The 23,867-nt window shown below is 47.9% G+C and carries 19 protein-coding genes and 1 pseudogene; 11 read left to right on the top strand and 9 right to left on the bottom strand.

Translation table 11 applies throughout. The annotated features are described in order from the left end of the window. Positions 1-343 precede the first annotated feature (343 nt). The 3 genes from QUA70_RS16490 to QUA70_RS16480 all read right to left on the bottom strand — a co-directional run bounded on the left by QUA70_RS16490 (position 344) and on the right by QUA70_RS16480 (position 2,528). A complete protein-coding gene (locus tag QUA70_RS16490) occupies positions 344-856 on the bottom strand; it encodes a KH domain-containing protein (RefSeq protein WP_333348596.1) in 513 nt (170 codons plus the stop codon). Further along, complete coding sequence (rpsP, locus tag QUA70_RS16485) at positions 828-1,112, bottom strand: 30S ribosomal protein S16 (protein WP_333085027.1); 285 nt, start codon at positions 1,110-1,112, stop codon at positions 828-830. Before rpsP ends, QUA70_RS16490 begins: the two co-directional genes overlap by 29 nt. An 81-nt stretch (positions 1,113-1,193) precedes the next feature. After that, positions 1,194-2,528: a D-alanyl-D-alanine carboxypeptidase gene (locus tag QUA70_RS16480; RefSeq protein ID WP_333348580.1), complete on the bottom strand. Its 1,335-nt coding sequence runs from the start codon at positions 2,526-2,528 to the stop codon at positions 1,194-1,196. Between the two features lie 358 nt (positions 2,529-2,886). Between QUA70_RS16480 and plsX the strand changes: the two genes are divergently transcribed. The 5 genes from plsX to QUA70_RS16455 all read left to right on the top strand — a co-directional run bounded on the left by plsX (position 2,887) and on the right by QUA70_RS16455 (position 8,299). Next, positions 2,887-3,936 (top strand): phosphate acyltransferase PlsX, encoded by a 1,050-nt coding sequence (plsX, locus tag QUA70_RS16475; protein ID WP_333348578.1) that lies wholly within the window; start codon positions 2,887-2,889, stop codon positions 3,934-3,936. Positions 3,937-4,100: 164 nt separating this feature from the next. Next, complete coding sequence (locus tag QUA70_RS16470; protein ID WP_333348576.1) at positions 4,101-5,102, top strand: beta-ketoacyl-ACP synthase III; 1,002 nt, start codon at positions 4,101-4,103, stop codon at positions 5,100-5,102. A gap of 403 nt (positions 5,103-5,505) precedes the next feature. Continuing rightward, positions 5,506-6,387 (top strand): ACP S-malonyltransferase, encoded by an 882-nt coding sequence (gene fabD, locus QUA70_RS16465; protein WP_333333119.1) that lies wholly within the window; start codon positions 5,506-5,508, stop codon positions 6,385-6,387. A gap of 243 nt (positions 6,388-6,630) precedes the next feature. Next, entirely contained in the window at positions 6,631-7,344 is a 714-nt protein-coding gene (locus tag QUA70_RS16460) for a PspA/IM30 family protein (RefSeq protein WP_333333121.1), read from the top strand. Positions 7,345-7,354: 10 nt separating this feature from the next. Continuing rightward, positions 7,355-8,299: a phosphate ABC transporter substrate-binding protein gene (locus QUA70_RS16455; protein ID WP_333333123.1), complete on the top strand. Its 945-nt coding sequence runs from the start codon at positions 7,355-7,357 to the stop codon at positions 8,297-8,299. Positions 8,300-8,635: 336 nt separating this feature from the next. On the opposite strand, the gene QUA70_RS16450 is transcribed toward QUA70_RS16455, so the two are convergent. Continuing rightward, a complete protein-coding gene (locus QUA70_RS16450) occupies positions 8,636-9,331 on the bottom strand; it encodes a metalloregulator ArsR/SmtB family transcription factor (RefSeq protein ID WP_333348574.1) in 696 nt (231 codons plus the stop codon). A 115-nt stretch (positions 9,332-9,446) separates the two neighbouring features. Here QUA70_RS16450 and QUA70_RS16445 point away from each other — a divergent pair, with 115 nt between their 5' ends. The 6 genes and pseudogenes from QUA70_RS16445 (at position 9,447) to QUA70_RS16420 (ending at position 16,045) form a co-directional block, all read left to right on the top strand. Beyond that, positions 9,447-10,349: an AraC family transcriptional regulator gene (locus tag QUA70_RS16445; protein WP_333348572.1), complete on the top strand. Its 903-nt coding sequence runs from the start codon at positions 9,447-9,449 to the stop codon at positions 10,347-10,349. 296 nt (positions 10,350-10,645) lie between these two features. Continuing rightward, positions 10,646-11,785: an MFS transporter gene (locus tag QUA70_RS16440; protein WP_333348570.1), complete on the top strand. Its 1,140-nt coding sequence runs from the start codon at positions 10,646-10,648 to the stop codon at positions 11,783-11,785. A gap of 54 nt (positions 11,786-11,839) precedes the next feature. After that, positions 11,840-12,490 (top strand): annotated as a pseudogene (locus QUA70_RS16435) (FMN-dependent NADH-azoreductase). A 181-nt stretch (positions 12,491-12,671) separates the two neighbouring features. Further along, a complete protein-coding gene (locus QUA70_RS16430; protein ID WP_333333131.1) occupies positions 12,672-14,309 on the top strand; it encodes an iron uptake porin in 1,638 nt (545 codons plus the stop codon). A 409-nt stretch (positions 14,310-14,718) separates the two neighbouring features. Beyond that, entirely contained in the window at positions 14,719-15,357 is a 639-nt protein-coding gene (locus tag QUA70_RS16425) for a lysophospholipid acyltransferase family protein (RefSeq protein ID WP_333333133.1), read from the top strand. A 154-nt stretch (positions 15,358-15,511) separates the two neighbouring features. Then, positions 15,512-16,045 carry a hypothetical protein gene (locus QUA70_RS16420; RefSeq protein ID WP_333333135.1) on the top strand — a complete coding sequence of 178 codons (534 nt, stop codon included), beginning with the start codon at positions 15,512-15,514 and terminating at the stop codon, positions 16,043-16,045. 267 nt (positions 16,046-16,312) lie between these two features. Here QUA70_RS16420 and QUA70_RS16415 read toward each other — a convergent pair whose 3' ends face one another. The 5 genes from QUA70_RS16415 to QUA70_RS16395 all read right to left on the bottom strand — a co-directional run bounded on the left by QUA70_RS16415 (position 16,313) and on the right by QUA70_RS16395 (position 23,290). Continuing rightward, positions 16,313-16,858, bottom strand: a complete 546-nt coding sequence (locus QUA70_RS16415; RefSeq protein ID WP_333348566.1) for a GAF domain-containing protein — start codon at positions 16,856-16,858, stop codon at positions 16,313-16,315. A gap of 175 nt (positions 16,859-17,033) precedes the next feature. Then, entirely contained in the window at positions 17,034-17,624 is a 591-nt protein-coding gene (locus QUA70_RS16410; protein WP_333333138.1) for a YdcF family protein, read from the bottom strand. 722 nt (positions 17,625-18,346) lie between these two features. Continuing rightward, positions 18,347-19,177: a GUN4 domain-containing protein gene (locus tag QUA70_RS16405; protein WP_333348564.1), complete on the bottom strand. Its 831-nt coding sequence runs from the start codon at positions 19,175-19,177 to the stop codon at positions 18,347-18,349. A gap of 152 nt (positions 19,178-19,329) precedes the next feature. Beyond that, the gene (locus tag QUA70_RS16400; RefSeq protein ID WP_333333141.1) at positions 19,330-20,472 is read right to left on the bottom strand and encodes a hybrid sensor histidine kinase/response regulator; all 1,143 of its coding nucleotides are present in this window, start codon (positions 20,470-20,472) and stop codon (positions 19,330-19,332) included. A gap of 151 nt (positions 20,473-20,623) precedes the next feature. Then, a complete protein-coding gene (locus QUA70_RS16395) occupies positions 20,624-23,290 on the bottom strand; it encodes a GAF domain-containing protein (protein WP_333348562.1) in 2,667 nt (888 codons plus the stop codon). Positions 23,291-23,867 lie beyond the last annotated feature (577 nt).

Here is a 23,867-nt window from a genome sequence, read left to right as displayed (position 1 = left end):
AAGTTAACAACTAAGCGTTAAACGACTCACTATTTGCGAACAAAAAGACGCCCGTTACTAGGTTTGACCTAGTATCTAAGGCGTCTTTTAGATGTAGCTCCCAAATGAGTTTGGTGCTGGAAGCACAAATCAAATCTCCCTCCTATTAAGTCAGGCAATTTTAGATTTTAGATTTGAAATTTTAGATTTTAGATTAACCTGATGCCCCCTTTGGTTTGAAATTTAAAATTTTACATTTGTTTCCGATCGCAAAACCGGCAATTTCAAACCAAACGGGGCTTTTAATACAAACTCTACAACAGGCAATCTAAAATCTAAAATTCTTTCTTGGCTCTGCAGTTAGTTAATAACCGGGAGTATTTCGGCTCGTTCTAAACGTAGGTGTGTTAGTACGGCGAGGTTGTTCTCTCGGAGTTCTGCTAGCTAAGGGACTCGGCGACGGAGGTGGCGTCCGGGGTCGGAAGTCGCCTCGCGGCTCCCGCGAGCCACGATCTGGGCGATCGCGATCCGGGCGATCGCGATCCGGCCGATCTGGGCGATCGCGATCGCCCCTGGGCGGGCCAGATCCACGATCGCCTGCTTCACCATCGTATATATCTAAGTAGAGGGACTGACCCGCCGTCTGCGCCACCGCTTCGAGCGTAGTTCTAATTGCCTGAATATTGCGTCCGCCCCTACCGTAAACCCGGCCTTTGTCGGGATCTTCAAAAGCGAGCCTAACCCAGACCCGCGATTGGCGCGGGTGCAGTTCGCAATCAACCCGCAAAGAGCCTGGGGTCTCTAAAAAAGGCCCAATTAAAAACTTAACCAGTCCAGCATAGTTGGGACTAGCTGACTGTTGCTGTGCTGGATTCAACGTTGGCTCCGGCTCCGACTTGTTCAAATACATGGGCTTTTCTGAGGATGTCACGCACGGTGTCAGTTGGCTGAGCGCCGTCTTGCAGGCGCTTGACAATCGCTGGAACATCCAGCCTGGTTTCATTATTTCTGGGGTTGTAATAGCCGAGCTCTTCTAGGGGACGGCCGTCGCGGCGGGTAGAACTGTTCATCGCTACAATCCGGTAGCTTGTCTCGCGTTTTTTCCCGTATCTCTTCAATCGCAGTTTGATCATCTTCTTGCAGAATAGTCGTGTTTCAATTCTAAGCTATTATGTCGGTCGTCTTTGTGCGAACCCCAACTCAACCCCTATTTCTTAACCTCCGACCAAAATATCGCTACGATTTGCTGCCCCCAAGGCAGGTCTGGCGCCGTCAATGTGCGGTGTAATTGCTACTGGCAAAATCGATGCTGTTCCCCACTGCTGCACCAATTTTTGCAAAAATATATCTTGCTGTGCTCTCAAAGAGTCCCAATCGCTGCCGCGATTAATAATTGCAAACCACACTAAACCCCGATCGCGCGTGGGTATGGCTCCAGCCAAAGCAATCACCGTGTCCAAAGTACCAGTTTTCACCACAGCCGAGCGCGGAATGTGTCGGTATTCCAAAGTTCCTTTATCGCGCCCGGACACCGGAAACAAGTCAGCAATCGTCAGCCCAGTAGTCTGAAGGTTGCGGGCGATCGCCTGCATCATCCCACAAGCCGCCCTCGGAGACATCCGATTTTCCACTCCCAATCCCGAACCGTTAACTAATTGAACTTCCTCCTCCGGCACCCCCGCAGCCCAAGTCGCTTGCTGCTGGACTATCTTGGCCCCCCCCAAATCGTCTGCCAGCATCTGAGCCATCTCATTATCGCTGTGGACGTTCATCTGCTTAAGAATTTCGGCTAAAGGGAGCGATCGGCGCTTCAGCAGCAAACGCCCCGAAGTCACAAATTTCTCAGCAATGACGCTGCCGGCCACCGTTACTTGCGGCTTTCTAGTTCCCGGAGCCATCTTAGAATACATTGCCACCACGTCCGCAGGCCAATTGCTACCCTCAAGAGCTTGCCGCAGTATCTCCCCCACCACCAAAGGATCGGACTGATAATTCATGCGGAAATTTCCTGTCACCACCAAATTCCCCGCCACACGATTGATACCCATTTGATTGAGAGCATTGCCAACGGCGATCGCCTCCTCCCACACAAACAGCGGATCGCCCCCGCCGCTGACCACCAAATCCCCCTGCAACACACCATTCCTAATCGGCCCGGTTCCCCGGAACCGCGTTTCAAACTGATAATCCGGGCCCCAAGTCTCCAGCGACGCCAGAGAAGTCGCAATCTTAGTCAGCGAAGCCCCAGGCATCAGCGTCTTGCCGTGCTGACTTACCAGCGGCATCATTCCCGCTTGCACCCAAATTCCCTGATTCCCATCAATCAAGTTCTTATCTTTCAAATCTTTTAAATATTCCCGCACCGTCGCTTCGGCGGGCAAGTCTGGATTTGCCGCATTTATTCTCCCAAAAGCCAAATCTTCGGCCATTACTAACCCGGGTATCCCTCCCCGCCAAGCCAGCACTGACGCAGCATTAGGCGCAGCAGTGCCTACCCCAGCCATGTCCAGCCACAGAGACATCATCCCTGAGCTAAATAAATCCAGCATTTTTTACTCCTAAAGTCAATCGATTTGAGATTTGAGATTTGAGATTTCAGATTGAAGAAAGCGCTCCCACTGATAAATCCGGGGGCAAGTGATGAGGATGGGGAGCTTTTTTCTCGCTCCACGGATGAATCCGGGGTTCCCGGACTAAAGTGCTTGCGGTCATGTAAACTATTTCATTGATTTTTTCAATATGCCGTCAAAAATAGTAAAGTAGTGACAAAACAAGTTCTATCAGAGTAGTCGGAAATAAGGATTGTCCGATCGCCCTAGCGAGCGGATTTTAGTTCTTTATTGAGACTTGTGGATTCACGCTCCTGACTTCCTGGTAGAATTTTTAGTGTTTCTCAAACATTGGTCAATGGGATCGACACGCGCAAGAATTGCGATAGACGCTATGGGTGGGGATCATGCCCCCGCCGAAGTTGTAGCTGGAGCGCTTAAGGCACAAGAAGAATTAGGCGTAGAGATTTTGCTCGTGGGCGACCCGCAGCAAATAGAAGACTCGCTCCGGCAACAAGACGCGATCGGCCGCGTCTCTACAGGTCAGCTAGAAATCGTTCCTTCTGAAGGAGCGGTGGAAATGCACGAAGAACCTTTGAGTGCCCTCAAACGCAAGCCCAACGCTTCGATTAACGTAGCGATGAACTTGGTAAAGCAGCAGCAAGCTGATGCTGTGGTGTCCGCCGGTCACTCCGGCGCGGCAATGGCTGCTGCCCTGCTCAGGTTGGGCCGGCTCCCCGGAATCGATCGCCCTGCGATCGGTGCGGTTTTGCCGACAATGGTAGCGGGCAGCTCTGTACTCATTCTCGATGTCGGCGCTAATGTGGACTGCCGCCCCAAATTTTTGGAGCAGTTCGCTCTTATGGGAACTATTTACAGCCAGTGCGTGCTGGGCGTCGCCGAACCTAAAATCGGCCTGCTCAACATTGGCGAAGAACCTTCTAAAGGCAACGATGCAGCCGTGCGAACTCACCAGTTATTGGTGGACAACCCGAACATTCCTTTTGTGGGCAATGCCGAAGGCCGCGACGTGCTGTCGGGGAAGTTGGACGTGATTGTCTGCGACGGGTTTGTCGGCAACGTGTTGTTGAAGTTTGCCGAAGCGGTGGGCGAAGTCGTAGTCCAGGTGCTTAAGGAAGAGTTGGTCAAAGGACTCCAACATCAAATTAACGACCCTATGCTGCAAAAAAGCTTGCAAGGATTCAAGCAGCGGGTAGACCACGTTGAACACGGCGGCGGTTTGCTGTTGGGCGTTGCTGGAGTTTGCATTATCAGCCACGGTTCGTCTCAAGCTGCTTCAATTTTCAATGCCATTCGTTTGGCGAAGGAGGCTGTTGACAACCAAGTGCTGGAGCGAATTCGATCGTCCAATAACCAAAGCGCTCTGGAACAAGAAGCTGTGAATTAGAGGCAGTAAGTAGGAATTAAAAATTAAAAATGTAAAATTAAAAATGTCAGCTTAAACCAACTGTTTTGCTTCACAAAAAAGTAATTTCAGCCGTTTAAAAAATAATTTTAATTGGTAGTTTTTAATTTTTAATTTCTAGATTGATCGCTCATAAATGGAGAGGAATGTTGCAGCAATCAGGGTTCGGCATTGCCGTCACGGGTAGCGGTTCTTGTACACCGCAGGTTTCGCTGGATAATAACGGTTTGAGTCAGATTGTAGAAACTTCTGACGAGTGGATTGGGGCGCGGACGGGCATTCGCTCCCGCAGGCTGGCGGACGATCGCACTTCTTTGTGCGATTTAGCGTCCGAGGCATCGCTTCAGGCGATCGCAATGGCAGAAATTTCACCGACAGATATCGATTTAATTATTTTGGCGACTTCCAGTCCTGACGATTTGTTTGGCACGGCCAGTAAAATTCAATATCAGTTGGGCGCGACAAAAGCTGTGGCTTTTGATTTGACAGCAGCTTGTTCGGGCTTTATTTTTGGTTTAGTTACAGCCTCGCAGTTCATTCGGACAGGGGTGTATCAAAATGTTTTGCTAATCGGAGCCGATATTTTATCTCGGTGGGTGAATTGGTCGGATCGCGGTACTTGCATTCTATTTGGAGACGGTGCAGGTGCGGTGGTCTTGCAAGCTTCAGAAGTTGATCGCTTTTTAGGATTTGAAATTCGCAGCGACGGCACGCAAAATTCGTCTCTCAATTTGGCCTACAAAGCCGAGTCAAAAGAATTAATTGAGGGCGTTAGCGTCGCAGTGGGTGGATTTCATCCCATCACAATGAATGGTCAAGAAATCTATCGTTTTGCCGTGAAAAAAGTGCCGGAAGTCATAGAAAAAGCTATGTTTCGGGCAAATATCAACGTTGCTGAAATTGACTGGCTGCTGTTGCACCAAGCCAATCAGCGGATTCTGGATGCAGTTGCCCAAAGGCTAAAGATTCCCCCCGAAAAAGTAATCAGCAATTTGGCGAATTACGGCAATACCTCAGCGGCTTCAATTCCCCTTGCCTTAGACGAAGCCGTGCGTCTGGGTAAAGTTAAAGCGGGCGATACTATTGCTGCGGCTGGTTTCGGTGCAGGTTTAACTTGGGGGGCGACTATTTTTCAATGGGGAAGGTGATATTTCCCGACTGTAAACTTGCCCAGGTGATGGTCGGGATTTCGACCCTTGATAAATACAAATCCTTTAACACGCTATACACACAGGGTAAGGTGTACGGCTGCACCCCCGGAGGACAGGAGTTCTTGACAAGCGCGCCCTGAGATTAAAAATCCTCTATTCTTCGATCGACTTTTCCTGGCTTAAAGGTGGAAAATTTTGTTACGGCTATTAATCAGATTAAAGTAGCAAAAAAAATATAAACCTCGTAAAAAGCGCAATTATTATGTTATAATTGTGAGTCGCGAGTAGATAGTTCGTTAACCGAAAGATAGCGGATACCAGCGAGCGAACTTAGAAGCGGGAAAGAAAGAATTTTTGCAATCACCAATTAGCAACCACCAATTAGCAGATTACCGGAAAAATGACTAAAACAGCATGGGTATTTCCCGGACAAGGTTCCCAGGCGATCGGGATGGGTGCAGACTTATTAAACTTGCCAACAGCCAAAGCCAAATTTGAGCTCGCTAAAGAAATTTTAGGTTGGTCTGTCGCGGAAGTTTGCCAAAAAGAAGAAGCAAAACTATCTCGGACTCTCTACACCCAGCCTTGCTTGTTCGTAGTAGAAAGTATTTTGACCGACTTAATGCGAGAAAAAAGCGATCGACCAGCAGTGGTTGCCGGTCACAGTTTAGGAGAATACGTTGCTCTCTACGCAGCAGGCGTCTTTGACTTTGAAACCGGCTTGCGCTTAGTCAAACGGCGCGCCGAACTCATGGACACTGCCTCCGGCGGGCAAATGGTGGCTTTGATCGGGTTCGACAGGCAGGAACTAGAATTGCAAATTCAATACAGCCGAGACGTAGTGCTGGCAAACGACAACAGCGAAGCACAAGTCGTGATTTCTGGAACGCCCGCAGCAGTAGAAGATTTGCTTGCCAAAATCAAAGTCAAACGCGCGGTTAAATTGAATGTTTCCGGTGCGTTTCACTCTCCCCTGATGGCCGGGGTGGCGGCAGAGTTTCAACTAGCTTTAAAGTCTGCAAGGTTTTCCGATGCGAAAATGCTGGTGCTCTCGAACGCAGAACCGTCAGCCACTACCAGCGCAGCCACTTTAAAGCAGCGGTTGACTCAGCAGATGACTAAAGGCGTGCGGTGGCGAGAAATTTCCCTGCAACTGCCGCAACAAGGAATCGATCGCGTAGTGGAAATTGGCCCCGGCAAAGTTCTCACAGGTTTGATCAAACGGACAACTCCAGATTTAGCGCTGGTAAATGTTAGCAGTTTTGCAGATTTACCCGCTTAATCTATTTTTAGCCTGTTATTAAACGGCAGGTTATAAAATTTAGAGTTAATTGGCCCGAAGATTGCCGAAAAACAAATAGCACAACAGGCAAATCCGAATATTGCCTGTTGTGCAACTTGGGGATAGACGATTCAGGCATTTAGAAAATTTTTATCAAAAATGTAGATATCGATCGACTCTTGGGGGCGATCGACAAATCCTGATGTAAACTAGGCGTAAAAACCAAGCTTATCTGGTGTTTATATGAAAAAAGTTCTTTACTGGTTGATGGGCGACAAGGCAGGCAGAACCATAGTAGGTGCCTGGAACTGGATGTGGGGACTGCCCGTAGAATCCGGCGGCCCGGTGGCGGTGGCGGTAGCCGAAGAGTCGCTGCGATCGATGCAAGAATCCGTACAAAAATTGGCAGCAGCAGTCTCTACCCAAGTTGCAGCCTACCAGCGCGCCAAAACGAAATATGAAGAAAAAGTTAGGGAAATGCAAACCGTAGAGCGCCAAGCCATCACAGCCCAGCGCAACGGCAACGAAGAAGCAGCCCGCTTGGCAATGTCGAAAGTAATTCAGATAGAACAAATTCTGCCGCAGTATGAATCCCAAGTAAAACAAGCCGAACAGTTTGTGAACGCTTCCAAAGATAAGCTAAATCGAGAACGGATGAAGCTGGAAGCCTACAAAACCGATATGCAAAATATGAAAGATATGGCCGAGATTAACGAAGCCCTCCGAGCCATATCCCAAGTCAACAACGACCTCAGTATCGATTCAGCTCGATCGCAATTTGAGCAAGCCAAAAACGCCGTCCACAACCACCACCTCGAACAGCAAGCTTTAGCAGAAATATCTGAGAATCCCCAAGAAAGACTTCAGGCAGAATTAGAAAATATGACCTTAGACGATGAAGTTAATCGCAGGCTGCAAATGTTAGACGACTCCAACAACAAAGAACTTCCCAGCTAAGGAGAATTTTATGGCTAAGAGCGGGCCTCCCCCCATAGTTTTTATTCTGTTATTTCTGTTGCTCGCCGGTGGCGGTTGGTTCTTTTTTCTCAACAAACCAGCAGCACAGGATGCTAATAATACACCCAGTGCCACACCCTCCGCAGGTGGCAGTTCCAATCTGCCTCCAGTAGCGCCAGTAGTCGGCGGTGCTTCGCCTGTTGCAGCTACTTCTTTTGCGCTTCCAGCTTCCGTACCTGCGGGCACGGCCGTGAGAATTGACGGTTCTACCAGCATGGTGACAATCAATCAGAACCTCAAGAACGGCTTTCAAGGCAAGTTTTCCGGCACGACAGTCGATACCAAAGCAAATGGTTCTGCAAAGGGAATTCAAGATTTGGTGGCGGGAACAGCCGATATTGCAGCGGTATCGCGACCTTTGACGGCTCAAGAACAAGGTCAGGGTTTAGCAGCGGTGCCTGTTGCCCTAGATACGATCGCCCTTGTAGTTGGCGCGAACAACCCCTTCACAGGAGGTTTAACCTCGGCTCAAGTTCAAGATATCTTCAAGGGAACTGCTCAAGACTGGTCGAAAGTCGGTGGCCCGGCAGGCCCGATTAAAGTGATAAATCGACCGGCAGTTAGCGGCACTCACCAAACGTTTAAAGAACAAGTGCTCGGAGGTGGGGAGTTTGGGACTGCGCCAAATATTACCACGCTCGATCGAGATGCGACAACTCCCCTGTTGCAAGCTTTAGGCAATAACGGTATTGGCTATGCGACTTTCGCTCAAGTAGTAAATCAGAAAACGGTGCGCGTTGTTCCCGTCAACGGTGCGACGCCTGATGCTGGTAACTATCCTTACAAGCGGCAGTTGTACTACGCCTACAAAAACCCTCCTAGCCAAGCAGTTAAGGATTTCTTGGGTTATGCAACTTCGCCTGATGGACAAAAAGCGATGCTAGCCGGAAATTGACCCTTTGCAAAAATTAGCGCCAGATAGAAAGAGACTGTTGGCGAATTAGCGGGGGGTGTTACCCATCCCCTCTGGAACGCAGCATTTGCGTTAGCTATTGGTAGTTAACAGCTATATGGTCAATTAAAAATTTAGTCAAGAACCACCATTTTTAGGGGTGAGTGGTGAAACCCCTTGTTGATCAACCAATAGTCTCTTGAAATCTGCGCTACACAAGCTTGTGTCCGCCTGCGCGGACTTGATTTTTTTGTGGCTTTCAAGGTTTGTAGTTGCGCTTGGGCGCTTTGATCTCAACAACCAACCTCAAAATCGCTTAATTACTTAGGACTTATTGATTTAAGTGTGACGCGCAGGCTTTAGTCCTGTTTGAGTTGAAGCTGTTACCAGAGCCACCCGATAAACGCAGCGCAGATCGCCCGCCAAAATATGTTCAATGCGCTCGATCATCACATCTTCACCCAACGCAGCTTGAAAAATTTCTAACTCCATCCGACACAAGCCTGTACAGGTAGTCGCCACCGCACAAATGGGACAATGCTTTTCGGACAGTAGAAAAGTGCCATCGGTTTGAGCTACAACTTCTGCCATGTAGCCTTCCTCGGTTCGCTGCTGTGCTAACGCTTCTAGCCGCTGCTGAAGTGAAGCGTTATCAGGCACGATCGCCTGATATGTCTGAATCTGTTCGCGAGTTCTGACCTCCAGCAGCCGAGCGATTCCTGCCTCACCGAATGCCACTTTCATGGAGTTAATTAAACCCAGCGTTAACTCGGCATAGCGATCGGGGAAGAAGCGATCGGCGGCGGGTGTAAGTTGCCACAGTTTAGCAGGACGACCCACTCGACGAGATTCTTCCTGGTAAGTGACTAATCCTTCTTTCTGCAAAGCATAGAGATGCTGCCGCACCGCCATCGCCGTGATATTGAAGTGGGAGGCAAGGGTTCCCGCATCCGTCGGGCCCTCTTGTTTGAGCAATTGGACGAGCGCCCGCCGAGTCCGAACGCTGGTTGATTCTGCTGGCTTATTGGTCTTCATAGCAAACAAGTTAAAGAAAAAGCTTTACAAAGTCAACCTGGATGTATATGATTATTCTAAAGCTTTTTCTTGAAAAATAAGTTTAGCCAAGTTTTGTATAGCAGTAAAGCAAGCAATGGTAGCCTCAGATATCTTGGTTGTTGACTTTGCTCAGAAGGACAATGTTCTGAAGCTTTATCCTGAACCACCGCTGCTTTCTAGCGATCGATCGGGATGGGACGGGATTCAACTTCAATATCACCGACATCAACCCCATAAACTTGCTGAGAATTATTCTAAGCAGCATCGCATTATCATCCACGATCGCAGCCCTTCGCCTCCGTTGGTCGAGGAGATGATCGAGCATCGCTTCCAAACTAAGCAGTTTAGTTATGGAGATGTGACGGTTGTTCCGGCTGATGTACTCAATTCAGCTTATTGGAACACAGAGTATGAATTCATTACCCTAAGTTTTGAGCCAAGTACGTTTGTGCGTCATACCTTCGATCTAACCGATGTCGCGGATGTTGAATTTATTCCCAACTTCAGCAAGCCCGATCCGCTGATTCACAGTATTGGGGTTGCACTTAAGTCAGAACTTGAGTTTAGCTCAGTTGGCAGTCGTCTCTATGTGGACTCGCTGACGGCTGCCCTCATGACTCATTTATGGCGGCACTATTGGGCCCAAAAGCCTGTCTCTCAAACAGAGATAAACGTATTACCAAAGAGAAGACTGCGGCAAATAATTGACTATATTCATCAGCATCTTGACCAAGACTTAGCCCTTTCGGAACTCGCGGCAATTGTGCAGATGAGTCCGAGCTATTTTTCAAGTTTATTCAAACAGTCAACTGGACTTGCCCCCCATCAATATGTGATCCAGTGCAGGATAGAACGTGCCAAGAACTTGCTGTTGCAAGGGGAACTGACGATCGCAGAAGTTGCATTCAATCTTGGCTTTACCCATCAAAGCCATCTCAGTCGTCACTTCAAACGACTGGTCGGAGTCACCCCTAAAGCATTTCTCAAAAGTCAGTAAGAATGTGTCCAAAATCGAAAGAACGTGCAAGACAGCGTTGATTCCAGCCTATAAAGTTAGTTTATAAAGATTGTTATTGAGAAATTACAAACAATTGCAGCGATACAGTTGCCAAATTTCTCATCAGCAAGCGATCGATTCAAATTTTGCTGCAACTGTTGAGTTGCTGATGCAAAGCTCAGTCTTTTTTGATGAATTTAACCTGTCATTCAGGAGCCTGAGCGCTGAAATTTACGATCGCTATTGGCTGCTTTATTTTACTGACTTCCACCCTAGGAATAACCAGGGAATGAACAATGAAACGATCGGTACTGATTGTGGCAGTAGCCATTTTTCTCATCACCCATGCAGCGAACTTGCAAATTCCACTGTATGGCACCTATGCAAAGATGGCAGGTTTTGGCAGCGGTATCTCCGCGATCGCCTTCTCAACTTACGTTGCAGGGTTACTACCCACGCTGATTCTGCTGGGTGGAGCCTCTGATCGAATTGGACGCAAAACCGTGATTCTAGCGAGTTTGCTATTTGCTTGTGTCGCAACGTTTTTGACGATCGCTCAACCAAATATCTACACGTTGTTTGTCACACGAGTTCTGCAAGGAATTGCCGTTGGCTTAATTACTGGAACCGTAATGGCATACCTCTCAACACTGATGCCACAAAACGCTACCCAGGTTGCCGTTTACGTCAGCTTAACTACCTCTTTGGGATTCTCCAGCGGTGTTCTGTTTACGAATGCTGTGCTGTCGTACAGTAATTCACTGGTTCCATTCAGCTATTGGGTCGTCTTCATTCTAATTCTGGGCTGTATTGGTTTAACGATCGGCATCCCTGAACAGCCCACTACTTCAGGAACATTGATTCGGTTGCCTAGCTTTCCACCGGGGGCTATTTGGGCTGGGCTGGCGATCGCCTTGGCGTGGTCGCTGGCTGGCATCGTCGGTATCATTTTACCTGCCCAATTAGCGCAATACGGATTGCCGAACTGGTCGGGGCCGATGTTATTCATCATCGTAATCGCGGGGGTTCTGTTTCAACCCGTTGCTCGGCGGTTGGAAGCGCGACGATCGCTGCAAATTGGCGCTGTATTGCTTGTCTTGGGCTATCTCACCTTCACCTGCGGAGCGTGGCTCGGTAGCTTGAGTTTGGTGTTGGCTGGGGTGGCGATCGCGGGAACTGCGTGCTACGGGTTCACCTACCTGGGTGGATTGGCTGATGTGGTGCGGTTGGGTGGCGCTCAAGCTGCGAGAGTCACTTCTGGATATTTTGTCTGCGCCTATTTAGGCTACGGCATTCCCGTAGTTCTAATTGGCTTCTTCTCTGATCGCTTTGGTGTTGTCAATACCCTCGTCGGGTTTGGAGCCATTTTGGCGATCGGTAATGCCTTACTGATTGCTGTCTACCAAAGATTCAAGCAAGAGAAACGATTGGTCTAATCACCTTAACAAACCCTCAGCAGCAAGTTGAAACGGACTGTATCAGCAAATAAAATGGGGATTCTTAAAATGGCACACATTTTGCATTTGGACTCAAGTCCAAGAGGCGATCGCTCTATTTCCCGTGCTTTGACAAAGCAATTCGTTGACCTGTGGAAACAGTTGCATCCAGAAGATGCGATTACATATCGCGATTTGGGACGACACCCAGTTCCACCGATCGACGAAGCCTGGATTGCCGCAGCATTCAGCCCGGACGATCGACTCACGCGATCGTTGGAAGCTGCCCTGATGATTTCGGATGAGTTGATTAATGAACTGCTGGCAGCAGATATCTTTGTCTTCGGTGTTCCTATGTACAACTACAGCGTACCTGCAAACTTCAAGGCATACATCGATTAAGTTGTGCGGGTGAGGCGGACGTTTATTGTAGGTGCAGATGGCTACGAAGGATTGTTGAAAGATAAAAAAGCGTTGGTGATTACAACGCGGGGCGGAAGTTATGCGGGGGAACCGCTCGATTTTCAAGAACCCTACTTGCAGGCAATATTTGACTTTATTGGCATAACGGATGTCTCCTTTATCCATGCAGAAAATTTGGCGATGGGGGCTGATGAACGCCAATACTCGATCGGGGCTGCGAGCATTGCCATTCACCAAGTGGTTGCAACTTGGCAGCCCAGCTACAGCAAATTATCCGACTGATGGAAACCCCTAACACTTCTCGAACTTCTTGCGGTGGCATGGAGTTTTTGCTGCTGGATTGTTGTTGTTAACTATCGCTTTTACGGCTCTGTTAATCAGACGTAAACGTTACTCCCTTTAAAAATCTGTTGTTGGAGCATTGAAAATGATCTCGCGATATTACTTTACAAACTTTCATCTCATGGGCTGCTTAAGCCTTCTGAGCTTCGCCATCCTCAATCATTCAACCCCTGTTCTAGGCAAAACTGTTGAATCTGTAACTTTTGAGGAGAAGCAAGCAAGAGAGGATATCCCAACATTTTCTCCTGCAACTGGGATCGCTCAAACAACTCTTGAAAGTATTCCTCAAGAATCAGACTCAAATTTAGAAGGACAAGTAACTTCGGTAAATCAACTGGCTGATGTTGATCCCACAGACTGGGCGTTTCAAGCGCTGCAATCGTTGGTCGAGCGCTATGGCGCGATCGCAGGCTACCCAGATTCGACGTTTCAGGGCGATCGAACCATGACCCGCTATGAGTTTGCAGCAGCACTCAATGCCGCACTTGAACAAATCAATCTGTTCATCACGCAAGGAACTGAATCGTCTATATCAAATGAGGATTTAACAACGGTGCAGCGTCTTCAGGAAGAATTTGCAACTGAATTAGCAACCCTACGCAATCGCGTAGATGGATTAGAATCTCGCACAACTGAGTTAGAATCAAATTACTTTTCTACGACAACCCGACTAACAGGTCAAGTCATCTTTGCCGCGAACGCAGGAGGATATGAAGGTGACTCAATTGTGAGTCCTACGGGTGAAGAAATCACTCGTGACGATCTAAATACAACTTTTCTCTACCGAGTGTCGTTAAACTTGAGCACTAGCTTTACAGGTACAGATTTGTTGAGAATTGCATTGGGTACTGGGAGTAATGGAATTAATGATAACGTCACGGGTGTTCTAGAACCTAATTTTGGTAGCGTTCTTGATTTTTCAGCCAAGCCAGCACGAGATGGAGAAATTGGCATCGATCGCATTTACTATAGTTTTTCACCCCGAGAAGATTTAGAAGTCTCTATTGGACCTGAATTTATAGCAACAGATTACATCGATCGCAATAGCTACGCAAACTCAAGCGCTGTAGATTTCAGTACGCAGGCACTCGTCAACAATTACATTCTCATTCCGATTAACGGACCCAGTGCATGTGCATCAATTGACTGGAATCCTGGACAGGGAAACTTTTCCATTCGAGCGGTGTATGCTGCGGCGGCGGCGGCTAATCCCAGTCGTGAAGGAACAATCATCGGAGGAACTCTTTTCACCCGATTGCTTTATCCCACTGTTAAAGGCGATCGCGGGCTTTTTGGCGATACCTATCAAGGCATCCTTGAAGCAGAATATTCCCCCTCTTCAGACTTGGCGCTGCGTTTGCAATACAGCGGCGGAACCTTCTATGGCAATCGCTTTGATGTCTTTGGCGCTAACGTTGAACTGACCATAGCCGACCGAATTGGTCTTTTTGGGCGCTACGGTTACGGAAGCTACGCCGATACTGCCTTTGGCGATCTGAATCCCCACTACTGGATGGCTGGAGTTTCTGTGCGCGACTTTCTAGGAGAGGGAAATGTGATAGGGATTGCCGCAAGCCAACCTTTTATTGAAGGCGATTTAGGCAGCGCCACGCAAACTAATTTTGAAGTATTCTATTCGTTGTCTCTCAATGACAAGATCCGCCTTACGCCTGTGCTTCAGGTCATTACCCATCCTGGCAATCAAGATGCTAATGGCACAATTTTCACAGGTACACTCCGCACTGTCTTCTCGTTCTGAACGGATATACACAGTATGCGCCCTCTCTTAGACTCTGTAGGGCTTACTCTGTTGTACGGGTGCGGAATGTGGGTTCTAGGGCGGGCAATGCCAGCCCTGTCTCGCGTGCGGACACATCAAGTTTGTTGGGCCTTGCCCGCCCAGCCCTGTCTCGCGCGGGTGAAGAAGACCCTCAAACGCTCGAAATCTTGGGATCGGGCCATCGCTCGATCGGATTCTTTTATAAAGCAAGAGCCAATAAATCTGGTTTATTGTCGCGCGCCTTCGCCTAGAATGACGCAACTCCGTCAATCGCACTCAACAGCGGGCTGGCATTGCCCGCCCTAAAAACTTAAACAATATTGTTAATTTTTTATAGCTGAGCTGATAGGCTGATATTCAATGCAATTTACGGTAAATAGGTTTTTCTGTGAGCAAAAGTCGCGAACCAGTCGAAAGTTTACTTCTCTACTATTTATTCAAATGGTCAATTGTCAGCCCGATGCTGCACCTGTACTTTCGGGGCCGCATCTACGGTGCCGAAAATGTTCCCACAGAAGGGCCGCTGGTGGTAGTCAGCAATCACGCCAGCGATTTTGACCCGCCGATTTTGTCGAATTGCATGAGGCGGCCGGTCGCATTTATGGCGAAGGAAGAGTTATTTAAAGTTCCTATTTTGAAGCAGGCAATTACGCTTTACGGTGCTTATCCAGTGAAACGGGAAAGTGCCGATCGCAGTGCTATTCGATCGGCTATCAACTCTTTGGACAATGGATGGGCGACGGGTGTATTTTTGCAAGGAACTCGCACGCCAGACGGCAGAATTACTGAACCGAAATTAGGTGCTGCGCTGATAGCTGCTAAGGCTAAAGCGCCGCTGTTACCTGTTAGTTTGTGGGGAACTCACGCGATCGCGTCGAAAGGTTCGGCAGTGCCGCGTCCGGTGCCGCTGACGGTGCGAATTGGCAAGCTAATTGAAGCGCCCGGTTCTTCGGATCGCGAGGAGTTGGAAGCGCTGACTCAAAGATGTGCGATCGAGATTAATGCCATGCACGATTTGGGTCGCTGATTTTATAACTTTTGTTGCTGTTTTTCAGGTTATATCTACAGATAGATGAATGCTGAAGATAAACATCGAAAAATATCAATATAAGTGATTGAAAACAAGCGCAATAATTAGGCTTGAATGTGAGTTTAATTTGAGAGGAGATAAGAAGAAAGATATGGTAACAAGCAATCAAACCCGCGCGTTGGGATTGTTTTCTAACCGCGAAGAGGCTGAGCAAGCTCTGACAGAATTGAAATCTTCCGGGTTTCCAATGGATAAAGTTTCGGTTGTTGCTAGGGATGCAGGCGAGTCTGTAGGCGATACTCAAACGATCGCTCAGGTGGGCGATAAAAATCTAGACACAGGAGCAGGAGTGGTAGCAGACACTCTGACAAATAGTGCTTTAGCCACCGTGCTAGTGGGTCTCGGAAGTTTAGCTATTCCCGGAATCGGGCCGATGATTGCAGCGGGGACTTTGGGCGCCGCACTGGTGGCTAGCGTAGCAAGCACTGGCGTCTCGGCGGCGGCTTTCGGTGGAGTGGTGAAGGCTTTGACTGACTTGGGAATTCCCGAAGAAACAGCTAGAATTTACACCGATCGCCTGCACGCCGGCGATTATTTGGTGGTAGTAGATGGCGCTGAGGATGATATTAGTCGGGCTCAAGGGATTTTCAGCAGTCGGGGCATTCAAAATTGGGGCGTTTTTTAAACAAGAATTGTGTACCAAACTCTATCTGTAGGGCGATGCACACCCCACCATGGGTGATAACTCTTAGCTCGAATTTAGTACCCGAATTTTCTGTGAAAATTAGCGCATCGATCCCCCCTAACTAAAAAAGGGGGGAACCGGAAATGGTCTTTCGTCTGCCGGAAAGGGGATTGAGATTCGGCTAAAACCCAGATCGAGACCGGGTTTTAGTCTTAAGTTTACATTCATTCATTGCCCACCCCCTCCCTACAAGTCAATTAATGATTTTTATGGCTCATCTTTTGATGCTGAGGCGGTGACATAAGCGACAGCTAAAGGCGAAATTTTTTCTGTAACTGCTGCGATAACTTGGCGGTCGAACTCACTCCACACTCTGGGGCGATCGAACATACAAGGCTGCAAAACCCCCCACAATAAGCCGTCAGCACAAAGGTGAGCGTGAATCAAAGCTCGATGTCCGAACTCTTTTGCCTCAAAATTTTTGTTGACTACTTCAGGATTTGCTGTTTCAACATCCTCAACAAAAATCGACGGTTCAGTTCGCAAAGCTGCTGCAAACAAAGGGTCTTCTTCCCCTAAAGATTCTGGTTCTTTTTTCCATTCCGCGTCCCAAACCTCGGGATAGTTTGAGTTGCGACGCCAGCAGTAAGGTACTCGGCCAATTTGGGTTTCAGGACTGCGGAGGTAGAGAAAGACGCGCTCGCAATTTAACACCTCGCCTAAAGCCGGCACCAAAGCCGAAAAAACAGCATCGGGCGTTTTGGTGTCACTCAAAATTTTATCCAGAACTTGCGACAGAATTTGGTCGGTCATTAACTTTAGCTTTTGAAGTTCATCTACTAATTTTAAACTACTCCTTCTCTTCTGTTCTCTTCTCTTACGCATTTATCATCAGCATCTTCCCAGTTCATTAAATAGTTATAGAAAACAAGTTTTAAAACCAGAGAAAATGGCAAAAAATTAACACTTGCTCAATGCTTTCCTTGGTTTATTCAATTCTGGCTTGGCTGAAGTTAGCACCTGTATAACCGGTTGTCAGCCACAGAATAGCCCTAGCGCCGTCGCGAACAGCTTTTTCCACCGGTTCGGGGGTTCGCCCAGACGGAACTGCCACAGGCTTAAAGCTAATGCCTCGACTGCCAAGCACGATTTCGCCGATAATCTGAGCTCGCCGCATATGATCGTCAGAAGTGATCAGATACACGCTCTCAATCCCTTGAGCTTTCAATTCATCTACCAGGGTGGTAAAATTTGTTACCGTATCCACTGCTCTGTAGTCTAAGTGCAGGCGATCGGACTCAATTCCCGCTTCGGAAAACACCCATTCTGCGAACTCTGGATTGCTCCCAGAGGACACCCAAATCGGCAATTCAGGATGCGATCGAGCAAATTTGGCGGCAAACAGCTCTCGCTCCGTAGCCCCACCTAGAACTAACACAGCTTGGGGTTTCTGAAATTCGCTCTTAACCTGCTGATAGCCAAACCAGCACGCCATCAAAAGCCCTACTAGGAACCAAAAACTGCGTGAAGTGTTCAAACGCTTGTAACGCCGCGTGTTTGAATGGATTCTTAACCACATCTAAACCTATAAAAATTTTATGTAACTGACAAAGGAACCATAACAAAAAATACCGCACGTATAGCCCACTAACAGGAATTAAAAATTAAAAATTAAAACTGGGTCTGGGGATCATAGATTTTAGATTTTAGATTTTAGATTTTAGATTGACTCTACGCTTATGTTGGGGGCTTAAACCGGGGATTTTAGATTTTAGATTTGAGAGGGACTCTATAGGGCTTGCTGAATAAGTCCTCGTCTTCCAGCAAGTATTCGTCTGTGGGCCAATTCCTGAGCGGATATGCAAAAAAGAGGGGCAAAACTTAGGCTTACCCCTCCTGCTTTTAATTTTTCTTGATTTTTAACGGGACTGGCCGGGTTCGAACCGGCGACCTAGCGCTTCAGATTTGTGTGAGTTTCCCCACTCTCTGGACTATACCTTCACCATAGGCTTGCAGCCTTTAGGTGGTGACCGTCTAGTCTCTAAACCTTCCTGATTTCAATATAGGCGGTCGTTTAATCGCCATGAACTCAGGCTTGGCTTGGTATTGCCTTAGAGCCATAGGAACCCATGAACTCTTTAGGTTTCACCAAATTTGACCACATTCACTCCTAGAGTTTCCTCGCAGGGTGCCCGATTCTTCAGGAGGCGCTTGCTCTATCCATCTGAGCCACAGCCCCAGTTGCTAAACCGTTTTGATTATAGCAGTTAATGTCGATTTTGAATTTTTTATTTTGGATGATTAGCGATCGCCAGTTGCAAGTTTCGCAGCGATGCGGGCCAAGTTTTCTGCTGCGGTGAGTTTACCCGCACCGTAACAGGCGCGCTGTCTCCATGCGGTGACGGGAAGATGTCCGGGGGGAGCATTTTCGTTGAAGGAGAGCTCGCTGTAATATTTCCAATTTTCCTTGACTCGCCAGCCGACTCGATCGCAAAATTCAGTATAATTTGCCTCGGTACTTTCCCAAATCTGCTGCTGCACGCTCAACCCGAACCGCCCGCTGCTGTATTGTTGCCAAAGTTGGTCGATCGTGCGAAGGTCTGTAGCAGGAAAACTGTCAATATCGGCTGCACTCAGCCAGCCTTCGTCTTCTCTGACAGCGATTTGCAGCAAGATTTCCCAAGTGTGTTCATCAGCTTTGCGCCATTTTCCGGTTTCTAATAGCTTTGTCAGTTGTCGGTAGTCCATCCCCACTTCGGAGATAGCCGGAGGTGAGTCAGGTATGGCGCCGATTTTGTCTTCGAGTCGCAGTAGAGTGCTGACAATCAATTCGGGGTTCAGTTGTTCGAGGCGGTACAGAACCCATTCTAACTGAGATTGAATGTATGTGCGGGCGATCGCACCTTCCTGAAATTCGCTCTGCAACTCATCAAATTTAGCTGACCAATGTTGTTGATTGCGGGTCAATTCCCACATTTGTTTTGCCCACTGCAATCTAACTTTTTCTTTTTTTAAATAACTTTTGGAAGGTTTAGCACGCTGCGGGTAGGGAGTCAAATCCCAGCCGCAGATTGAGCAAAACTCTGCTTTTTCTTCTATGTATTCAGCACCGCACACTGGACAGTTAGACATATTGCCATAAATTCGGTTGCCAAGTAATTATATGACATCGGGTAAGTTAACCATAATTCGAGTAGTGCGGACTTCGCACCTTACAATGAGAGTTAATTATCAGTGGTAAGGTGCGTCCTGCGCCACCGAAAGTTAGAGTTATTTATACCGCTCTAACAAGGCAAGCGAATAGTAAACAAACTGCCTTTGCCCAAATCTGATTTTACTTCGATCGTGCCGCGGTGAGCTTCGACTATTTGGCGGCAGAGGTGTAATCCCAAACCTGTACCGGATTTCTTGTGAGTTCCGGGCCCAAACCTTTCAAATAACTTTGCTTTTTCGGTGGGAGAAATGCCTGCGCCGGTGTCTTGGATTTCTATGATTACCCATGCCAGCGGTTGGTTTTTGAAGCTAGTATAAGCAGGTGAATTGGCAGCTTTTAAGCTGACATTTATTGAGCCGCTGTCGGTGAATTTAATCGCATTTCCGATTAAATTTGTCAGCAAGCGGTGCAGTTCCAGACGATCGCCCGGATACTTCGCAATCGGTGCACTTTCTGCACTTTCTGTCAAGTCTAAATTCACCGACAAACTTTTAGCATCGGCTAGGGGAGCTAGTTCTTCAGCTACTTCATTAATGAGCTGGCGCAAGTCCACGGGAGCAAAACTTAGGGATTTGCGGCCTGCTTCGTAGCGGTATACTTCCAGCAACATATTTACCATCGCGATCAGGTTTTTGTTGCTGCGAACCATCGTCCCGAAAGCGTCGCGCATGGGAAGGGAAATTTCTCCCAAAGCTCCCTGCTGCATTAAAGTTAGCATTCGATCGGCTGCTACGAGGGGTGTTCGCAAGTCGTGAGCGAGTCGGGAGACAAAATCTTCGCGCTGGAGGGCGATCGAATTGCGCTCGTCTACGCTGTGTTTTAGTCGCAGGAGCGATCTTACCCTCGCCAGCAGTTCATCCATTTCGACTGGTTTGCGGATGAAATCGTCTGCTCCCATGTCCAATCCCTGGACTACGCTCGCACTGTCGTGAGCCGTGATCAGCAAAATCGGGATAAAGGGCAATTCCTTATTTTGTCGGATTCGTTTAGTGACTTCGTAACCATCCATTCCCGGCATCATCACGTCTAGCAGTACCAAATCCGGGGCTGACTTGTCAATTTGACTCAAGGCAGAAAAGCCGTTTTCTGCCGTGCTAATTTCGTAACCTTCTTCTTCTAGGATTGTTTGTACCAACAAAACATTATCTGGTGCGTCGTCTACCACCAGAATGCGATCGGCTTTTGTGGCATTCGGAACAGATAAATAAGTCATTTAATTGCTAGCCTGGAAATAAATACTAAACTTTAATATGGCATTCGATTTATGTTTTCATATTTTTACACTTGTTAACTCTGTCATAAGGAAGATCTCACAACTTTATCAAATCTTTTTACTTTTGAGCCCTCGGATGTAATATAATCTACTACTTGGTTGTCATCGTATGCACGCCGTCCCAATCATCGGGCGGGGGTACTTCCAAATAGCTTAAGGAGCGGTCGAGGTGAACTTCCACAGGTCGATCGTTCGGTCGCATCGCTAAAGCCGCTTCAAAACAATTAATAGCTTTGTGAAAATTTCTAGCAATATAAGCCTCCCTACCGTTACTGTAAAGTTCCAAAAACCGAAGGGTTTCCCCGTCGATGGGTTCAGAACTATTTTGCAACAACTCGTAAATGCCCACTGGCTGATTTGTACCCTTAACCCGCACCTTGTCTAACTCTCGCACCCAAATCCCTTCGCGGCATAAACTGTATGTAAATTCGCTCAAAATTATATCGCATCCGTACTCCTTTGTAAGCTGTTCCAATCGCGAACTCAAATTCACCGCATCCCCGATTACCGTGTAATCCATTCGCTTTTGAGAACCAATATTTCCCGAAACCACCTCTCCGGAACTAATCCCAATTCCGAAGCGAAACGGCTCTGCACCGGGGCGAGAATCATTAAACTCTTTCAAACGGCGGCGCATATCTAAAGCCGACTGAACCGCCATCCAACCGTGGCTTTCCGGGGGATTCAGCGGCAGGGGCGCGCCGAACACCGCCATTAAAGCATCGCCAATAAACTTGTCTAAAGTGCCTTCGTAGTGGAAAACGGCCTCCACCATCGTCTCAAAATATTCGTTCAGCAGGGATACCACATGGGACGCTCCCAAATTTTCGGTCAGCGTGGTGTAGCCGCGAATGTCGGAAAATAAAATAGTCACTTCTTTGCGTTCGCCCACCATCAGGGCGCCTTCACCCAAGGCCATCACTTTATCTACGACCCCAGGAGTCAGGTAGCGGTACATCGTATTTTTCATCCGCTTTTCGCGGCTGATGTCTTCGAGTACCACTAAACCGCCGCGCACGCCGCCCTCTGGATTGATCAGCGGGTTGACAGTCAAATTCAAACTACGTTCAATTACTTTAATTCGAGAGGCGGGGATGGGCAGCGGACAATAAGGGTGATACAGGGCCGAATTTCGCAGCGCAAATAGAGATTGGGCATTAGCTAACTCTGCCAGCGCTACTTCCTCAGTCCACGCGCGGTTTTCGCCCCAAGCGTAATATAAATTCGGATCTGTGCGATCGGGCACGGCCAAAATATAACTTTCTTCTTCTTCTTCTTCTTCTTTTTCTTTTTGTTGGGAATTTAGCGTTTTTTCCACCAACAATCCCAAAGTTAAACTTTGTTCGGGAACGTAATGTCTGGCAGCATTTTTGAGACTGTCTTCTAGTCGAAATTGCAAATTGTCGATCGGCAAAACTTCCCAAACATAGCGATTCACAAGTTTATCTTCCCAACTCTGGGGATTTTGTTTGCTTTTAGGTTGATTTACCGGACACCCCAACAATTCTAGGGCTGCTTCGTTGATCGTCACAACTCGCCCCTTCAAATCCGTGGAAATCACTGCATCAGAAAGACTTTGCAGCATATCTTTCTGATACTGCTTTTCGACCATCACGTTCTGAAACAGTTGAGAATTTTGCAACGCCATTCCCGCTTGGGAATTAAACGCTCGCAAAAACTCTTCGTCGGAAGGGGTGAAAGTACCTTGGTTCTTATTAATTAGCTGAGTCACCCCGATCAGCTCACCTTTAGCGTTATGCACCGGCATACACAAGACAGTCCGAGTGCGGTATCCCGTTTGCCTGTCAGTAGAGGGGTCAAAGCGGGGATCGTCGTAAGCATCTGTAATATTTAGAGGTTGACCCGTCGAAGCCACGTAGCCAGCAATTCCCTTATTAGCAGGAATGCGGAGATCTACCATCGTTTTGCCGTCGGCCTTGGCGACTTTTGTCCAGAGTTCGTTAGTTTCCCGATTTAATAAAAATAGCGTGCTGCGATCGGCTTGCATCAAGTCGCGAGCTTGATCCATGACAGAGCGCAAAGTTGTTTCCAAGTCAAGACTTTGACCCAAAGTCGTGGTCGCTCTCAGCAGTGCGGCAACCCCTCGCTGGTTGCGGGCGACGACGTAGAAAGACTGACAGCTTTCGAGAATAATCCCGATCGAATCTGCAAAAGCCTGGAACTGCTGTTCGTCTTCCTCGCTAAAGGAAACATTGCCAGCTTTATTTAAGAGTCTGACCACCGCTACGGGTTCGTGTTGGCTCTTGCTGCTAAAAATCGGCATACAGAGCATGGTCTCGATCTGATAGCCCGGTGGTTCGTCTACTTCGGAATTAAAATGCTCGTGCGATCGAGCTTCGGTGACATTGATCGATTTTCCGGTTGTTGCTACGTAGCCTAAAATGCCTGCATCCATCGGCAAGCGTACTTCTACATCCTCGCCCGTAAGTGGATCAACTGTTTTGTGCCACAGTTGATTTTTGTTGGAGTCAACCAAAAAAATTGTTGTCCGGTCTGCTTGCAGAATCTGACCAATTTTAACAGTGAAGGCATCTAACAGTTGCTCTAAGAGAGTTTCGAGTGCTTCATTGTTAATCAGGTCCATCGCCCGGATAAATTGCTGAAATTCAGCCGTGATAAAGTCCAGCAGGCACACTAATTCAGGAACTGGCAGGCTCTTAACACGGGAGGTCAATGCCCCCATAAAATTGACTTGAGTCAGTGTAGCCAGAACGCTACCAGTATTGGAGAATGTCATGATTAACTGCTTGCTCAGAGGGGTAGACTGACCGCAGGTCGATCTGCGCGAGATTCGCCGGCGGTGCAAACTCTTGAATTTGTTTGCAAGCGCATCGGCACTCGCTTGTCGCTTTGATGAATCGTGAGTTCAAAAGTGGCGCACGCAACTTCAGTTTGCTTGTTATGTATGCTCGATCGATCTTTTTTACAACCTGGATACTGATGAGGGTTCGTCAATTAAAGCTGAACTTGAGTTCGGAACCGTATCCGCCGGAAAAGTAGCTCCCAGACTTTCGTTCGATCAAGAGTGCAAGGTAGATTTGACGCTCTGTGCTCGACTGCAGCGCGCGGTGTGACTGTTTTAGCGCACTCGGCGACCGTATCCGGTCAGGTAAAGGGCGCTATGAAAGCAGCGCGCAAGGCATTCCTACAGAGCTACTCATAGTTTAATGGTAAACGCAACAGCAGGATAGCGACGGTAATTTATGCAGCAAAAAAGTTTGATCAATCTTTGAGGACATCCCTCCTCACTACCAACTGACGATCGAACAGCGAAGCTAAGCTGGCGGTGATGTTTAGAGGTGCTAGAGCTCCTG

It is taken from the genome of Microcoleus sp. LAD1_D5, from assembly GCF_036702115.1.
GTDB lineage: Bacteria > Cyanobacteriota > Cyanobacteriia > Cyanobacteriales > Microcoleaceae > Microcoleus.
The sequence above is the reverse complement of the archived record's forward strand: the minus strand, read 5'-3'. Positions and strand labels throughout refer to the sequence as shown.

Coding starts and splice junctions, on each gene's coding strand:
- QUA70_RS16395 (WP_333348562.1), bottom strand. CDS start 23,290: ATGACATTCTCCAATACTGGTAGCGTTCTGGCTACACTGACTCAAGTC.
- QUA70_RS16415 (WP_333348566.1), bottom strand. CDS start 16,858: ATGACCGACCAAATTCTGTCGCAAGTTCTGGATAAAATTTTGAGTGAC.
- QUA70_RS16420 (WP_333333135.1), top strand. CDS start 15,512: ATGGTAACAAGCAATCAAACCCGCGCGTTGGGATTGTTTTCTAACCGC.
- rpsP (WP_333085027.1), bottom strand. CDS start 1,112: ATGATCAAACTGCGATTGAAGAGATACGGGAAAAAACGCGAGACAAGC.
- QUA70_RS16460 (WP_333333121.1), top strand. CDS start 6,631: ATGAAAAAAGTTCTTTACTGGTTGATGGGCGACAAGGCAGGCAGAACC.
- QUA70_RS16440 (WP_333348570.1), top strand. CDS start 10,646: ATGAAACGATCGGTACTGATTGTGGCAGTAGCCATTTTTCTCATCACC.
- fabD (WP_333333119.1), top strand. CDS start 5,506: ATGACTAAAACAGCATGGGTATTTCCCGGACAAGGTTCCCAGGCGATC.
- QUA70_RS16455 (WP_333333123.1), top strand. CDS start 7,355: ATGGCTAAGAGCGGGCCTCCCCCCATAGTTTTTATTCTGTTATTTCTG.
- QUA70_RS16400 (WP_333333141.1), bottom strand. CDS start 20,472: ATGACTTATTTATCTGTTCCGAATGCCACAAAAGCCGATCGCATTCTG.
- QUA70_RS16430 (WP_333333131.1), top strand. CDS start 12,672: ATGGGCTGCTTAAGCCTTCTGAGCTTCGCCATCCTCAATCATTCAACC.
- plsX (WP_333348578.1), top strand. CDS start 2,887: ATGGGATCGACACGCGCAAGAATTGCGATAGACGCTATGGGTGGGGAT.
- QUA70_RS16445 (WP_333348572.1), top strand. CDS start 9,447: ATGGTAGCCTCAGATATCTTGGTTGTTGACTTTGCTCAGAAGGACAAT.
- QUA70_RS16410 (WP_333333138.1), bottom strand. CDS start 17,624: ATGTGGTTAAGAATCCATTCAAACACGCGGCGTTACAAGCGTTTGAAC.
- QUA70_RS16470 (WP_333348576.1), top strand. CDS start 4,101: ATGTTGCAGCAATCAGGGTTCGGCATTGCCGTCACGGGTAGCGGTTCT.
- QUA70_RS16450 (WP_333348574.1), bottom strand. CDS start 9,331: ATGAAGACCAATAAGCCAGCAGAATCAACCAGCGTTCGGACTCGGCGG.
- QUA70_RS16480 (WP_333348580.1), bottom strand. CDS start 2,528: ATGCTGGATTTATTTAGCTCAGGGATGATGTCTCTGTGGCTGGACATG.
- QUA70_RS16405 (WP_333348564.1), bottom strand. CDS start 19,177: ATGTCTAACTGTCCAGTGTGCGGTGCTGAATACATAGAAGAAAAAGCA.